The organism is Streptomyces sp. NPDC093591, assembly GCF_044764885.1.
Lineage (GTDB): Bacteria > Actinomycetota > Actinomycetes > Streptomycetales > Streptomycetaceae > Streptomyces.
The window spans coordinates 333,417-347,528 of the sequence record NZ_JBIWIY010000011.1 but is presented as its reverse complement, the minus strand read 5'-3'; the positions used below and the strand labels follow the sequence as shown (position 1 = coordinate 347,528).

10 protein-coding genes are annotated in these 14,112 nt (G+C 69.9%); 4 read left to right on the top strand and 6 right to left on the bottom strand.

Going from position 1 to position 14,112, the window contains the following annotated elements; all coding sequences use genetic code 11:
• Positions 1-2: 2 nt before the first annotated feature.
• The gene (locus tag ACIREI_RS24925; protein WP_403336692.1) at positions 3-968 is read left to right on the top strand and encodes a hypothetical protein; all 966 of its coding nucleotides are present in this window, start codon (positions 3-5) and stop codon (positions 966-968) included.
• Positions 969-995: 27 nt separating this feature from the next.
• Here ACIREI_RS24925 and ACIREI_RS24920 read toward each other — a convergent pair whose 3' ends face one another.
• On the bottom strand, positions 996-1,160 hold the full coding sequence (locus tag ACIREI_RS24920) for an acyl-CoA carboxylase subunit epsilon (RefSeq protein ID WP_403336689.1): 165 nt from the start codon (positions 1,158-1,160) through the stop codon (positions 996-998).
• Positions 1,161-1,336: 176 nt separating this feature from the next.
• On the bottom strand, positions 1,337-1,732 hold the full coding sequence (locus ACIREI_RS24915; protein WP_403336687.1) for a PPOX class F420-dependent oxidoreductase: 396 nt from the start codon (positions 1,730-1,732) through the stop codon (positions 1,337-1,339).
• A gap of 856 nt (positions 1,733-2,588) precedes the next feature.
• On the opposite strand from ACIREI_RS24915, the gene ACIREI_RS24910 reads away from it, so the two are divergent.
• Positions 2,589-4,589 carry a ricin-type beta-trefoil lectin domain protein gene (locus ACIREI_RS24910; RefSeq protein ID WP_403336684.1) on the top strand — a complete coding sequence of 667 codons (2,001 nt, stop codon included), beginning with the start codon at positions 2,589-2,591 and terminating at the stop codon, positions 4,587-4,589.
• Positions 4,590-4,733: 144 nt separating this feature from the next.
• On the opposite strand, the gene ACIREI_RS24905 is transcribed toward ACIREI_RS24910, so the two are convergent.
• Entirely contained in the window at positions 4,734-8,609 is a 3,876-nt protein-coding gene (locus ACIREI_RS24905; RefSeq protein ID WP_403336681.1) for a DEAD/DEAH box helicase, read from the bottom strand.
• A 384-nt stretch (positions 8,610-8,993) separates the two neighbouring features.
• On the opposite strand from ACIREI_RS24905, the gene ACIREI_RS24900 reads away from it, so the two are divergent.
• Positions 8,994-9,575, top strand: a complete 582-nt coding sequence (locus ACIREI_RS24900; protein WP_403336678.1) for a Uma2 family endonuclease — start codon at positions 8,994-8,996, stop codon at positions 9,573-9,575.
• 107 nt (positions 9,576-9,682) lie between these two features.
• On the opposite strand, the gene ychF is transcribed toward ACIREI_RS24900, so the two are convergent.
• A complete protein-coding gene (gene ychF / locus ACIREI_RS24895; RefSeq protein ID WP_403336675.1) occupies positions 9,683-10,771 on the bottom strand; it encodes a redox-regulated ATPase YchF in 1,089 nt (362 codons plus the stop codon).
• 335 nt (positions 10,772-11,106) lie between these two features.
• Here ychF and ACIREI_RS24890 point away from each other — a divergent pair, with 335 nt between their 5' ends.
• Entirely contained in the window at positions 11,107-11,856 is a 750-nt protein-coding gene (locus ACIREI_RS24890) for a DUF6542 domain-containing protein (protein ID WP_403336673.1), read from the top strand.
• A 113-nt stretch (positions 11,857-11,969) separates the two neighbouring features.
• Here ACIREI_RS24890 and ppgK read toward each other — a convergent pair whose 3' ends face one another.
• Together ppgK and ACIREI_RS24880 are read right to left on the bottom strand one after the other, a co-directional pair.
• Positions 11,970-12,719, bottom strand: a complete 750-nt coding sequence (gene ppgK, locus ACIREI_RS24885; RefSeq protein ID WP_403336670.1) for a polyphosphate--glucose phosphotransferase — start codon at positions 12,717-12,719, stop codon at positions 11,970-11,972.
• A gap of 29 nt (positions 12,720-12,748) precedes the next feature.
• Positions 12,749-13,777, bottom strand: coding sequence for a 4-hydroxy-3-methylbut-2-enyl diphosphate reductase (locus ACIREI_RS24880; RefSeq protein ID WP_403336667.1), 1,029 nt, complete (start codon positions 13,775-13,777; stop codon positions 12,749-12,751).
• Positions 13,778-14,112 lie beyond the last annotated feature (335 nt).

The window sequence follows — 14,112 nt, the reverse complement described above, 5'->3', positions numbered from 1 at the left end:
CCATGGCAGACAGCGAGACGCCGCCTTCCCCCTCGCCCAGGTCCTCGGACACCTCGCCGCTGATGGACGACGTGGTCGCGGGCGTCGTTCCGGAGGCGGCGGACGCGGACCCGCGCAGACGGAACCGGAAGATCCTCATCAGGCTGTGCTGGGTGGTCGTGAGCTCGCTCGTGCTGTTTCTGACGGCGAAGGGCGCAGAGTGGCTGACCGCGGAGCACAACGCGGAGGTCGCCAACGAGGCCGACGACAAGGTCGACCGGCAGGGCCCCGCGTTCTCGGCGAGCGCCCGGGCGGACACGGACACCTTCGAGGCGACGCTCTTCGACAGGCCTTTCTCCGCCGAGGAGAAAAAGCTGCTCATCGGAGCACGGAAGGACATTGCCCCCTACCGGACTGCCCACCACGGACGAGGCGTCTTCCTCAACGACGTCTGGGACGAGCGCATGGGAGTCGAGACCCGGGGATACGCCCAGGCATGGATGGTGGACATTCTCAGCGACAGAAAAGCCACCCTCGTCATCAACGGCCTGCGGATGAAGGGACTTGAGTGTGTCCCCGCCAAGGCCACCACCGTGATCATCCACCCGGACGGGCGCGTCGGCAACTACGACGGAGTGCTCTTCGACACCGCACGCCCCGACACGCTGCTCATCGCCGACGGGGCGGACAAGCACTACGGGGAACCGTTCTTCAAGCACAAGTCGATCGACCTCGGCAACGGCGCCCCGCCCAGAGGACTGCGGATCCAGGTCACGTCCGGCACGCAGGACTGCACCTGGAAGGCCTTCGAGGTCACCTACGTCGACTCCGACGGAACACACACCCGGGACATCACGAACAACGGCGAGGGCTTCGCCGTGCGCGGCATCGCGGAGAAGCAGAAGCAGGTCTTCGATGTCTCCGAATCCGGGATCGTGGAATGCGCCCCGAAGCCCCCGACGTCCCGGCCCTGCGGCTACAAGTACTAGGGCCGCCTCGGGGCGCCTGGATCGCCGTCAACCGGACTCCTGCCAGCTGTGCGCCGCGCGGAAGCCCGGTGTGCGCTCCAGGCGGCGCCAGCCCGCCGGGCTGTCGGGGCAGTGCGGCACGTCGGAGTCGGGCTGCGCCGCGGCTCGGGCGAGGAGGACCGTGGTGAGGGCCGCTATCTCCTCGGCCGCCATGGCGCGCCCGGTCCCTCGGTCCTCAGTCCCCCGCTGAAATCCTCATGGAAGATTTCCGTGCTCATCAGGCCCTCGCCGTGGTGTGCCCGTCCCAGGGGCTCCACCCAGGCAAGAGGACATCGAGGTCCGCTCGAAGCGGAGTCGAAGGGGCCTGGGCCCTGGCGTCGGACGTTGCGTCAGACGTTGCGGCCGCGCTGGGCGGTGTCCTCGCCGAGGCCCCAGGTGATGATGCGCTTGGGGTGGATGCGGATCATCGCGGTGCCGAAGTACGGGTGCGGCGGCTGGGCGTCGGTCAGTGCCTCGGCCCGGCCGCGCACTTCGATACCGCGTACGTTCCACGGCTGCGTGGAGAGCAGATCGTCGACGACGAAGGCGACCTGGTCGTTCTTGCCGATGTTGCGGAACTTCTTGCTGGCGGTGAGGTTGTGCCCGCCGATGTCGATCGTGCCGGTCTCGGTGTTGATCGTGAACGAGACGGGGTTGACCTGGGGCCGGCCGTCGGGCGCCACGGTGGCCAGTCGGCCGAGGTTCTGGGAGGCGTAGTACTCGAGTTCGTCAGGAGTGAAAGGCATGTCAGCTTCCTTTGGCCTTGGTCTTGGTGTGGTCGGAATGCTCCCGGCCGGGCGCGGGACCCGCCCCGGGCTTCGGGTTCGTGACGGTGGAGGGCGCCGGCGGAGCACGGCGAGGGCGCCCACGAGGGCCGCCGCGGCGGCCAGATGGATGGCGTCCAGGAAGGCCTGCCGTGCGGGACCGGCAAGTCCGCTCTCCCCCCATGCAGGCCCGGGCGGTGATGAGCGGCTCCGGCGACCCGGCGTCGGCCCCGGCCAGGACATGTGCGTTCCCTGCCTCTGGGCAGCACATCACACCCGAGCGCCAACTCCGGTCGTCACGCCTGCGTATGACGTGCCGAATACCGGCATCCGGGAGGGCGTGCCGCTACCCGATGCCCAGTCACACAGAATCCAACGAGAAACGACGGAACCATTGACCCGCTGTCTTCTCGCCCTTACCTTCTGACCGATTGATCGAACCAGGTCCGGTATATCGGACACCCGTGCCGGTAGCCGTGCAGGCGTGAGCCCCCGGTCTCCTGTCCTCACCAGGTGCCCATCCCCCCCTCCCGCAGGCCCCCTTGGAGCAGCAAATGAGCACGAGTCCCCGGCCGGACTCTCAGCCCTCACGCCGACGTTCCCTGGGCAGGGAAACGGGCCCTCCGCCTCAACGGTTGGTGCGGGCCACCTTGGAGCACCCAGGCGGCGAGGTGGCCGACGTTCAGGTCGACACCAAGCAGCCGGAGCCGAGCACCTGAGTTCGTCCGGGCCGGCAGGCACACGAGACTCCTGCTTCCTCCCGAGCTCACGCGCCACCGGCCCACCCTGCCTTCTCCTCCCCCTCATCCCCATCGGTCACTGACCACCGGAGCCCCCCATGCCGTACGTCTTCACACGAAGATGGGCCGGACGCCTCGCCGCACGCGTCCTGACCCTCGCTCTCGCCCTGACCGGTCTCGCGGCCCTGGACGGCCCTGACTCGTCGGCACCGCTGGCGGCCGAGCCGGTCGCGGTCAGTACCACCCAGGCCGGTGTGACCCCGCCGCCGATGGGCTGGGCGTCCTGGAACAGCTTCGCCAGCAGCATCGACTTCGACGTCATCAAGCAGCAGACGGACGCGCTGGTCTCCTCCGGCATGGCGGCCGCCGGATACCAGTACGTCAACCTCGACGACGGCTGGTGGCAGGGCGACCGCAACGCCGACGGATCCATAGCCGTCGACGAAACCCTCTGGCCGGGCGGCATGAAGGCCGTCGCCGACTACATCCACAGCAAGGGCCTCAAGGCCGGCATCTACACCGACGCGGGCAAGCAGGGCTGCGGCTACTACTACCCCACCACCCGCCCGGCCGCCCCCAACACCGGTATGGAGGGCCACTACCAGCAGGACCTGGAGACCTTCCAGCGCTGGGGCTTCGACTACGTCAAGATCGACTGGTGCGGCGGCCGCGTGGAGGGCCTGGACCAGGAGACCACGTACAAGGCGATCACCGCCGCCAACGAGGCCGCGACCGCCGTCACCGGGCACAAGCTGGTGCTGTCCTTCTGCGAGTGGGGCACCGGACTGCCCTGGAACTGGGCGACCGGCTACGGCGACCTGTGGCGCACCAGCACCGACGTCATCTTCTGGGGCCAGACCCCCACGACGGCCATGATGCTGACCAACTTCGACCGGGCCCTGCACCCGGCCGCCCAGCACACCGGCTACTACAACGACCCCGACATGCTGATGACCGGGATGAGCGGCCTGACCGCCGCCCAGAACCGGCTGCACATGGGCCTGTGGGCGATATCCGGCGCACCCCTGCTGGCGGGCAACAACCTGGCCACGATGAGCACCACCACCCGCGACATCCTCACCAACCGCGAAATGATCGCCATCGACCAGGACCCGCGCGGGCTCCAGGGCGTCAAGGTCGCCGAGGACACAAGGAACCTGCAGGTGTACGGCAAGGTCCTCGCCGGCACCGGCAAGCGCGCGGTGCTGCTGCTCAACCGCACGTCGGCGTCGGCGTCGATGACCGTGCGCTGGGCCGACCTCGGCCTCACGTCGGCCGCCGCGTCCGTGCGCAACGTCTGGACGGGCACGAACGCCGGCTCCTTCGGCACCGGATACACCACCACCGTGCCCGCGGGCGACGCCGTCCTGCTGACCGTGTCCGGCACCGAGGCGTCCGGCTCGACGTACGAGGACACCACCACCGCGACCACCCCGACGTTCAGTAGCGTCACCGCGTCGTCGGCGGGCACGAAGCTGGTGGACATCACGTACGCCAACGGCGGCAGCACCGCCCGCAAGGCCACCATCAAGGTCAACGGCCAGTACGCCTCCGTCGTGTCCTTCCCGCCCACCGGCTCGGCCACCACCTACCGGACCGTCTCCGTGCTCGCGCACCTGGCCAAGGGCGCCAACACCGTGCGATTCGCCGCGGTTTCGGGCGGCACCGCCCCCGACATCGACGCCGTCCGCGTCCAGGGGATCCCCGGCACCAACGGCATCGCCCTCGTCGGCTCCGCCTCGGGCCGCTGCGTGGACCTGGAGAAGAACACCATCACCGACGCCACCCAGGCGCAGCTCTGGGACTGCTCCGGCGGACGCAACCAGACCTTCACCCCCACCTCGCGCGGCGAACTCGTCGTCTACGGCAACAAGTGCCTCGACGCGGACAACAACGGCACCGCCAACGGCACCAAGGTCATCATCTGGAGCTGCACGGGCGGCACCAACCAGAAGTGGACCCTCAACTCCGACGGCACCGTCACCAACAACCTCTCCGGCCTGTGCCTGGACGCCTCGAACGCGGCGACCGCCAACGGCACCAAGCTCGTCCTGTGGACCTGCAACGGCCAGAACAACCAGAAGTGGACCACTGCCTGACGATTGTTCGGCGCCCGTGAGGGACTACTGATCAATCCCTTCCTGCGGAAGAGTCGGTCCCGGCCGGCGGCTCCCCCCGCTGCCGGCCCTCCTGGACGGCCTCGCGCCCCGCGCCCCCCTGCGGGCGCGGGGCCGTCCCTTTGCTCAGCGCTCCGGGGTCCATCGGTGGATCAGCTCGTGCTGCGCCAGGTCCTTGAAGTAACGGTGTCGCGACCAGGCGTCGAGGTCGCCGATGACGATGAGGCGCCGACGGGCGCGGGTGACGGCGACGTTGAGGAGGTTGGGCTTCTGGGCGGCCCAGTTCCGAGACCCCACCTGGCCGGCGCCGGTGCCCAGCACCAGGATCACGATGTCCGCTTCCTTGCCCTGCGTGGTGTGCACCGTGCCGTAGCGCTTGGAGGTGAGAGCACCGCCCACCACCTTGCCGAGGCCGTGGACGACGTCGCGGAAGGGGCTGACGACGAAGACGGAGTCGTTCAGACGGCGCTTTCGCTCCGCGGCGGGATCGCCTCCCCCAGCCTCGCCGGGGAACGACCCTCCGGGGAACGGCTCGCCGGTGTGCAGGCGCTCCTGCCGGATCGCCTCGTCGATGCGGGTGCGGATCCGGTCGAGGGTGATTTCCAGGGCCCTGCCTTCCTCCGGGTTCCACTTCTCCTCGCCCGGTAGCGCGCGCACGTCCCACCACACACTGCGCTGCGCCAGCGGGAAGTCGTCCTGGTCCCGGTGGACTCCGTAGACCATCATCCCGTCGTAGGCGATCTTGTTGCTGACGTCGAACATCAGGCGATCGCAGCGGCGGTGCACCCGCAGGGGCGAGCCGAGCCAGATGTCCTCGCCGTCCTGGTCCTTCAGCCACGTGCCGTACGGGTTGAGGCGGTCGGCGAGGGCCTGGACGGAGGAGGCGGCCGGGGCCCACTGGCGGTCCACCGCGAAGTGTCCGGCCAGGCGCCGCTGGCCCGTCCACGGGAGGGTGACCACGGGTTCGAGCTGCAGCGGGTCGCCGACAACGACGGCGCGGCGGGCTCGCCACAGCGCGCCGACCACCTCCTGCGGGGCGGCTTGGCCGGCCTCGTCGACGAACAGCCAGCCCAGGGCCTCGCTGCCCAGCTGGGCGAACATACGGCCCACCGAGGCGAAGGTCGTCGAGACCACGGGGACCACCAGGAACAGCAACTGCCAGGCGGCCAGTACCGTTTCGGCGTCCAGGTCCGCCGGCGCCTGACCTTTGACCACCTCCATCACGGCCTGCAGATTCTTGCGCATGAGCTCGGGCGCGGTGGCCAGCAACGCGCGATGCAGATCCAGGGCCGCGAGGAAGAGTTCCGAGCGCGCCTCGGCGAACGCGGTGTCCATCCAGGGCGCCGACTGCTCCCGCGTCTCCATCGCCTGACGGTCGTCGAGCGCCGCCCCCCATTCGGCTCCCGGCACGCGGTCGCCCCACCGCTCCTTGGCGGCGGCCAGTCGGCGTCGCTCGGCTTCCACTTCGCGGCGTCGGCGGGCCACTTGCTGTCCGGCCTCGTCGGTGGTGATGACCTGTCGCTCACGTGCCTGCTCGCACGCCGTCAGCCGGGCCTCGGCACGCGTGATCGCGCCCCATGCCTGATCCAGTTCCGCCTGGGCGGAACGCAGCGCCGCGTGCCGTGCGGCCCGAGCGGATTCAAGCTCGGCAAGACGGGCGTCCGCGGCCTCCACATCCGCCTGGAGCGGAAGGCGCCCGGCCTCCCAGCGCCGCATGGGCTCGCGGGTGACCAGTCTCCTGACCAGGCCCGGTCTGCCCGCGTCGTGGGCGCGCAGTGCGGACTCCGCTGTCCTGACGCCTTCCTCGCCGTAGCGGACCGCGGCTTCCGCCTGGTCGAGTCGCGTGCGCTCGGCGGCCATCGTGTCCCGGCGCCGGGCGTGCTCCTCCCGATGGCCGGCGAGTTCGTCCTCGGCGCGGCGCTGCTCCTGTTGCAGGAGCAGCAGCGTGTCATGGGCGCCGGACTCGAAGGCCACCAGCTCATCCAGGAGGGCATCGGGGCCCGCGAGCCGGGTGAGCAGATCCGCGATCTCCTGCCGCTCCGCGGCCAGCGCGCGCACGCGGCTGCGGGCCAGGGTGAAGCGCCGGACCGCCTGCTGCCAGGTCTCTCGCCCCAGCGGCGCCGCCGCCTCGGCATCAGGGCTCGTGCTCGTGCCCTGGGTGTTCCGTGAGGAGGCGGAGAGGTGATTGCCCTGCAGCTGCAGGAGCTTGTGCAGGCCCATCAGCGGGCGGTCCTCGCTCGCTTCCGGTCCTGGCCTGCTGGTGCCCTTGGCCTGCTCGCCCCACCAGAAACGCTGGACGAAGTCGGAGCGATTGCTGCGCCGTCCCAGGCGTGCGGCGACAGCACCCCAGGCGTCTTCCTCCAGCGCCAGGGTGGCGGGGCCGGCGAGGTAGTCGGCGCGTCCTTGCCATGCGTCGCCGATCGCCCGTGCTCCGGGGACTTCCAGGGTGACGTTCTCCACCGCTCCGTTGTTGGACGAAGCGATCACGATCTCGAAGCCGGTGAGTTCGGGGATCAGAGGGTGGATGGTGCGTGGGTAGGTCTTGCCGGCGGTCTCCTCCGTGCGCCAGGTGCGCGGCTTTCGGGCGAAGGCGTCCTCCGGCCGCCGCAGGACCGCCAACCGCTCGGCCCGCTGGACCACCAAGGCCGCGATCAGGTCGCGCAGCATGGTCGTCTTGCCGGTTCCGGGTGGTCCGTTGACCGCGTAGAGGCCGCGGCCGTCGTCCGGCCCGAGACTCGCCAGGATGCGGTTGACCGCGAACTGCTGGCTGAGCACCAGCGGCTTGTCGGCATCCGCCGGCCACCGGCCGGGCGGCATGTTCGACGGCTGCACGCTCTCCCAGACGACCTCGGGCAGGCGCCGCACGTCGAAGCGGTTCATCGCGTCCAGATCCGCCTCGGCCCGCAGGTAGTCCAGCAGGGCGGTGCCGGCCTGTCCGGCCTCGAGGACGCCGGCGACCCGCTCCAGATCGTCGGCGTAGAAGCTGTTGAGGAAGACATCACCGCCCGCGTCGTCCGCGTGCCGGGCCGCGACCTGGTAGCTCTTGACGCGGATCGCGTCGGGCAGGAGGGTCTCGGCGACGCCGAGCTGCTCGGCGACCCACCGGGTGATGGCCGCCAGGTCGTACACATCCAGGACCTTCGTGCCCACCTCGGGCGGTGGCCCCTCCGGCTCCGCCCCGCGCTGCTCCGACTCCTCGGCTTCCTCCGTTTCCTCCGCCGCACCGCTGTCCGGACCTTGGCCGGATGCCGCCCTGTCGCCCCGGGTGCGGTCGGTGAACCGGGCAGCGGCGGAATCGATCAGGTCACCGCCGACCTGCTCGATCACCTTCGCGGCCACCGCCCCCGCCACGGGACCCAGCCCGGCCCCCACCGCACCGGCCGCCGCACCCACGACGAGGCGGGACATCAGCCCCGCGACAGGGCCGAGCCCCGACTGCGACTGCGACGACACGGCCCCGGGCACGGGCACGGGCCGGCGATCGACTTCGACCCTCCCGTCGCCGAGGTCCAGCAGTCGCTGCAGCAGGTGCGTGCTGTCCTCGTCGAAACCGGTCAGCCACTCGTCGCTGTGCGGTCCGGGGTGCAGGGTCTGCCCGACCGCCCAGGCACATGAGGACAGGGTGACACTGTCCTTGATCAGCAGCCCGTCCTGGTTCACGGTGAAGCAGAGCACGGCGCTGTCGCCGCCGATCCGGCCGTCGAAGTCCCGCTCGGACTCCGGAGCACGAAACGCCTGCAACAGGACGTCACGTACCTTGTCGACCGCGAAGATCCCCGCGTAGACCGTGTGCTGCCACACGAGGTTCGGCCGGGACCGGGTCCGGCGGATGACGGAGCCGGGTTCCCAGGGCAGTGGCCGATTCGGCCCCACGGCGAAGAGGTTCTTGCGTGGATTGACCGGATCGACCTTCGGTGGGGAGAAGTACTCCACGGCCCGCCAATAACGCAGGATCCGCGCCTGCCGCTGCCGCTCGGCCCTCGATCGATTGACGGCCCCCATCCGTCCCCCCTGTGATCGTCGATCCCCGGGCACCGTAGCAGAGGCCAGGCACGCCCAACCGCGTTGTCCACAGGCCCAGTTGCAGCAGATGGCCGCGGCCTTCGTCGAAGGTGCGGGAAAAACCAGGGGTCCGACCGCGCACGGCCGGACCCCTTCCGAACTGCACCTTCGCCAGATCTACGACGTGGCGATACGGCGCCCGCTACACGCTGCAGCGGAACGTCAGCCACAGCGCTCTCACCTGCGACACCGGGCTCCTGGGAGCTCCAAGTCAGCACAGAATCAGCACGGCCGGCAGGCCCGAGGGTTGCAGGACGGTCAGGAAGGCGATCGCCCCTTGACGATCTCGTGGCCCGGGCCTGGCCGAGTCGCTACGGTTTAGCCATGACCGCACTGCCCGACTGGATGCGCCCGCCGCGCGAGGAAGGCTGGTTCGCGGAGGACCTGGACCGCCTCCCCGAGGCACCCCGCCACACCGAGCTGATCGACGGAGCCCTCGTCTTCATGATGTCGCCCCAGCGGTGGTGGCATGGCCACCTCGTCACCATGCTCACTGTCGCCCTCATGGAGCAGGCGCCCAGCGAGGTCAGCGTCGGCCGCGAGATGACCATAAAGCTCGACGAGCGAAACCGGCCCGAGCCCGATCTGCTCTTGACGACGGCCGCCTACGACGGCGACCGCACCTGGTTCACGCCTGATGAGGTGCGACTCGTCATCGAGGTCGTCTCACCCGAGTCCGCGCACCGGGACCGCACGGTCAAGCTCCGCAAGTACGCGGAGGCCGGTATCCCGCACTACTGGTGCATCGAGGACGAGAACGGCGCCCCCGTCGTCCACGTCTACGAACTCGACGAGCCGACCGGCGTCTACGCGCCCGTCGGCATCTTCCGGGGCACTCTGAAGCGGCCTGTGCCTTTCGAGATCAGCCTGGATCTCGAAAGGCTCATCCCACCGAGGGCCAAGTAGGGGTCAGCACCAAGTCAGCACGGGAACACAGAAGGGGCCGGACTCACCGAGCCCGACCCCTTCTGACCTGCAGATATCCAATGATCTACCAGATGGTAACGAACCGCTCACACATTGAAGCGGAACTCCACCACGTCCCCGTCCTGCATCACGTACTCCTTGCCCTCCATCCGCGCCTTCCCCTTGGCGCGGGCCTCGGCCACCGACCCGGTCTCCACCAGGTCGGCGAAGGAGATGACCTCCGCCTTGATGAAGCCCTTCTGGAAGTCGGTGTGGATGACGCCGGCGGCCTCGGGGGCGGTGGCGCCCCTCTTGATGGTCCAGGCGCGGGATTCCTTGGGGCCGGCCGTCAGGTAGGTCTGCAGGCCGAGGGTGTTGAAGCCGACGCGGGCGAGGGTCGCGAGGCCGGGCTCCTCGGCGCCCACCGACTCCAGCAGCTCCATCGCGTCCTCCTCGTCGAGCTCGGCGAGGTCCGCCTCCAGCTTGGCGTTGAGGAAGATCGCCTCGGCGGGGGCGACCAGGGCGCGCTGCTCGTTCTTGAAGTCCTCGTCGACCAGTTCGTCCTCATCGACGTTGAAGACGTAGAGGAAGGGCTTGGTGGTGAGCAGGTGCAGGTCGTGCAGGAGCTCGTTGCGCTCGGTGCCCTGGACGATGCCGTGGGCGAAGAGCGTGTCGCCCTTCTCCAGGATCTCCTTGGCCTCCTCGACGGCCTTCACCTTCGGCGCGATGTCCTTCTTGATCCGCGACTCCTTCTGGAGCCGGGGCAGGACCTTCTCGATGGTCTGGAGGTCGGCGAGGATCAGCTCGGTGTTGATCGTCTCGATGTCGTCCTTGGGCGAGACCTTGCCGTCGACATGGACGACGTTCTCGTCCTTGAAGGCGCGGATGACCTGGCAGATCGCGTCGGACTCCCGGATGTTCGCGAGGAACTTGTTGCCCAGGCCCTCCCCCTCGGAGGCGCCGCGCACGATGCCCGCGATGTCGACGAAGTCGACGGTCGCCGGGAGGACGCGCTGGGAGGAGAAGATCTCGGCCAGTTTCGTCAGGCGCGGGTCCGGGACGCCGACCACACCGACGTTCGGCTCGATCGTGGCGAACGGGTAGTTGGCCGCCAGCACGTCGTTCTTGGTCAGGGCGTTGAACAGGGTCGACTTGCCGACATTCGGCAGACCGACGATTCCGATCGTGAGCGACACGTTGCGACTTCCCGTACGTGAGAGGACTTCAGGGCTGGGCTGGGCTGGGGCCCGGTCCTTCTTCGATCTTCGGTGCAGATGATGCAGACGCACGGGCCGATCCACCAGTCTACGGCGTACCGGACCGGGCCCCGGCGGCCGAGGGCCGCCGTATCGAACAGGTGGCCAAGGTCCACCCCCGGGCGTGTCTGAGGACCGATTCACCACATAAACCGACCTAGGTTGGTGCAGTGGAGTCAGACAGGGCGCGACCTGCCGGGTATGACTCGCGACGCGGTACGCCGCCTCCGTTGCCGCCGCGGGCGGCACGGGGTGGGGGTGGTGCGGGGCGGGGCGTGGGCGGGTTCGCGCGGGGTGAGCGCGGGTGCGCGCCGGACGGGGTCGGTGTGGAGCGGGGCGAAGGTCGTACGAGGCGCGGCGCGGGCGGGTTCGCGCGGGGTGAGCGCGGTGCGGGCGGTGCGGGGCGGGTGAGGGGTGCGGGCGGTTCGGATCGGTCCGTCTGGCCGCCCCGGTCGTCCGGCTCCGCCCAGGCGGGCGGCTCCCCCCGCCCCGCCCGGTCATCCCGCGCCACCGGATCCGCCCAGCCCGCCCGGTCGCCCCGGCCCGTCTCCCAGCGCCGTCCGGGCCCGGTCCCGGAGGCAGCGGCGGTACGGCGTCCAGGGCCGTCCCCCGCGCCGCAGACCGCGCGCCGGTTTCCCAACCCCCGGCTCACCGGCCTGGGCGGCGGCCTGTTCTGCGGTGCCGTGATGCTGCTGCTCGGCTATCTCGACGCGCTGCTGTTCGGGTCGTCGCTCGCGGTGTACAGCGCGCTGTTCCTGCCGGTTTGCGTGCTGACGGCGGTCTGGGTGCGCAGGGGCGACCTGATGACCGCGCCGGTGGTCGTGCCCATCGCCTTCGCGGTGGGGCTGGTTCCGCTGGCCGACCAGGGCGGGGGGATCGGCGGTCACCTGATGGGGATCGTGACCGCCCTCGCCACTGAGGCCGGGTGGCTGTACGGGGGGACGCTGGTCACCGCTCTCATCGTGACCGTACGAAGGGTCCGCCTGATGGTGCGCAGGGCGGCGGCCCGCCGCCGGTCGCTGTGAGCGTCGACCAGCCGTCCTCCGTGAGTTTCTGAGCGTCCTTGGGCCTCAGACTCAGATGTCCTTGGGCGTCCTTGGACCTCAGACCTCAGATGTCCTCAGCCGCCAGACGTCCTTCAGCCGGCCTTCTCCGCCGCCCGCATCGCCGCTCCCACGATCCCCGCGTTGTTCTGCAGCTGCGCCGGGACGATCTCCGCCTTGATGCCCTCGATGTGCGGCAGGAACTTGTGGGACTTCCGGCTCACCCCGCCGCCGATGATGAACAGCTCCGGGGAGAACAGCATCTCGACATGGGCGAGGTACTTCTGGACGCGCTGGGCCCAGTGCTCCCACGACAGGTCCTCGTCCTCCCTGGCCTTGCTGGAGGCGCGCTTCTCGGCGTCGTGGCCGTGGAGTTCGAGGTGGCCCAGCTCGGTGTTGGGGACGAGGGTGCCGTCGACGAACAGCGCGCTGCCGATGCCGGTGCCGAAGGTGAGGAGGATCACGGTGCCCCGGCGGTCGCGGCCCGCACCGAAGTGCATCTCGGCCACGCCGGCCGCGTCCGCGTCGTTGACCACCGTCACCGGCAGGCCGCCGAGCCGCTCGCTGAACAACGCGCGTGCGTCCGTGTCGATCCAGCCTCTGTCGACGTTCGCCGCCGTACGGATCGTGGATCCGTCGGTGACCACGCCGGGGAAGGTCAGCCCGACCGGCCCCGTCCAGCCGTAGTGCTCGACGACCTGCTGCACGCCGTCTGCCACCCCGTCGGGCGTGGCCGGGTGCGGGGTGAGCACCTTGAAGCGCTCCTGAGCGAGATCGCCCCTGTCGAGGTCCACCGGGGCGCCCTTGATCCCGGATCCGCCGATGTCCAAGCCGAAGATCTGCATGGCCCTACGTTACGACGGCGGACTGACAGTCACTCCCCGGAGTCCGCGGAGCCCTTGTCGGCCCCCGTGCGCTCGGCGATCAGCGCCGCCGCCTCCTCGCGCAGATCGCGGCGCAGCTCCTTCGGCAGGGAGAAGGTGATGTGCTCCTCGGCCGCCCTGACGAGCTCGACGTCGCCGTAGCCGCGCTGGGCGAGCCACTCCAGGACCTCCTCGACGAGGACCTCCGGGACGGAGGCGCCGGAGGTGACGCCCACCGTCGTGACGCCCTCCAGCCAGGCCTCGTCGATCTCGCTGGCGAAGTCCACGAGGTAGGCCTCGCGCGAGCCGGCCAGCTTGGCGACCTCGACCAGCCGCTTGGAGTTGGAGGAGTTGCGGGAGCCGACCACGATGACCAGTTCGGCCTCGGCGCCCATCTGCTTCACCGCGAGCTGACGGTTCTGCGTGGCGTAGCAGATGTCGTCGCTGGGCGGGGAGATCAGCTGCGGGAACTTCTCCTTCAGCGCGTCGACGGTCTCCATGGTCTCGTCGACGGAGAGGGTGGTCTGGGACAGCCACACGATCTTCGACGGGTCGCGGACCTCGACCTTGGCGACGTCGGCCGGGCCGTCGACGAGCTGGATGTGGTCGGGGGCCTCGCCGGACGTGCCGATGACCTCTTCGTGGCCCTCGTGCCCGATCAGGAGGATGTCGTAGTCCTCATTGGCGAAGCGGACGGCTTCCTTGTGGACCTTGGTGACCAGGGGGCAGGTGGCGTCGATGGTGGCGAGCTTGCCGCGCGCGGCCTCCTCGTGGACGACGGGGGCCACGCCGTGCGCCGAGAACATGACGATGTTGCCCGGCGGGACCTCCTCCGTCCGCTCGACGAAGATCGCGCCCTTCTTCTCCAGGGTCTGCACGACGTACTTGTTGTGGACGATCTCGTGCCGGACGTACACCGGAGCGCCGTACTGCTCCAGGGCTTTCTCGACGGCGATCACGGCGCGGTCCACACCCGCGCAGTAGCCACGGGGGGCGGCGAGCAGGACACGGCGGCCAGGCGAAGCAGTCATGCGTCCCATCGTAAGGGTGCGGTCGGGGGGCCGAAGGTCGTGTGGGTGACGGGTTGGTGGCGAGACTGACAGTGGGCTGTGACGGGTTTTTCGCCCCCGCCGCCCCTACCCATTCCCGTCCCCCCGGGGGCTGCCGCCCCCAGACCCCCGCTTCGGCCCTGGACGGGCCTCGTCCTCAAACGCCGGACTGGCTGAGTACGTCAGCCCCTCCGGCGTTTGAGGAGCGGGGGTCCAGGGGGCGGAGCCCCCTGGGATGGGACGGGTAGGGGCGGCGGGGGCGAAACCCCGCGCGGTCCGCCCGGGCCCCCGTTCCGGTGGGCCACGTTGTCAGCGGTGGCCGTTAC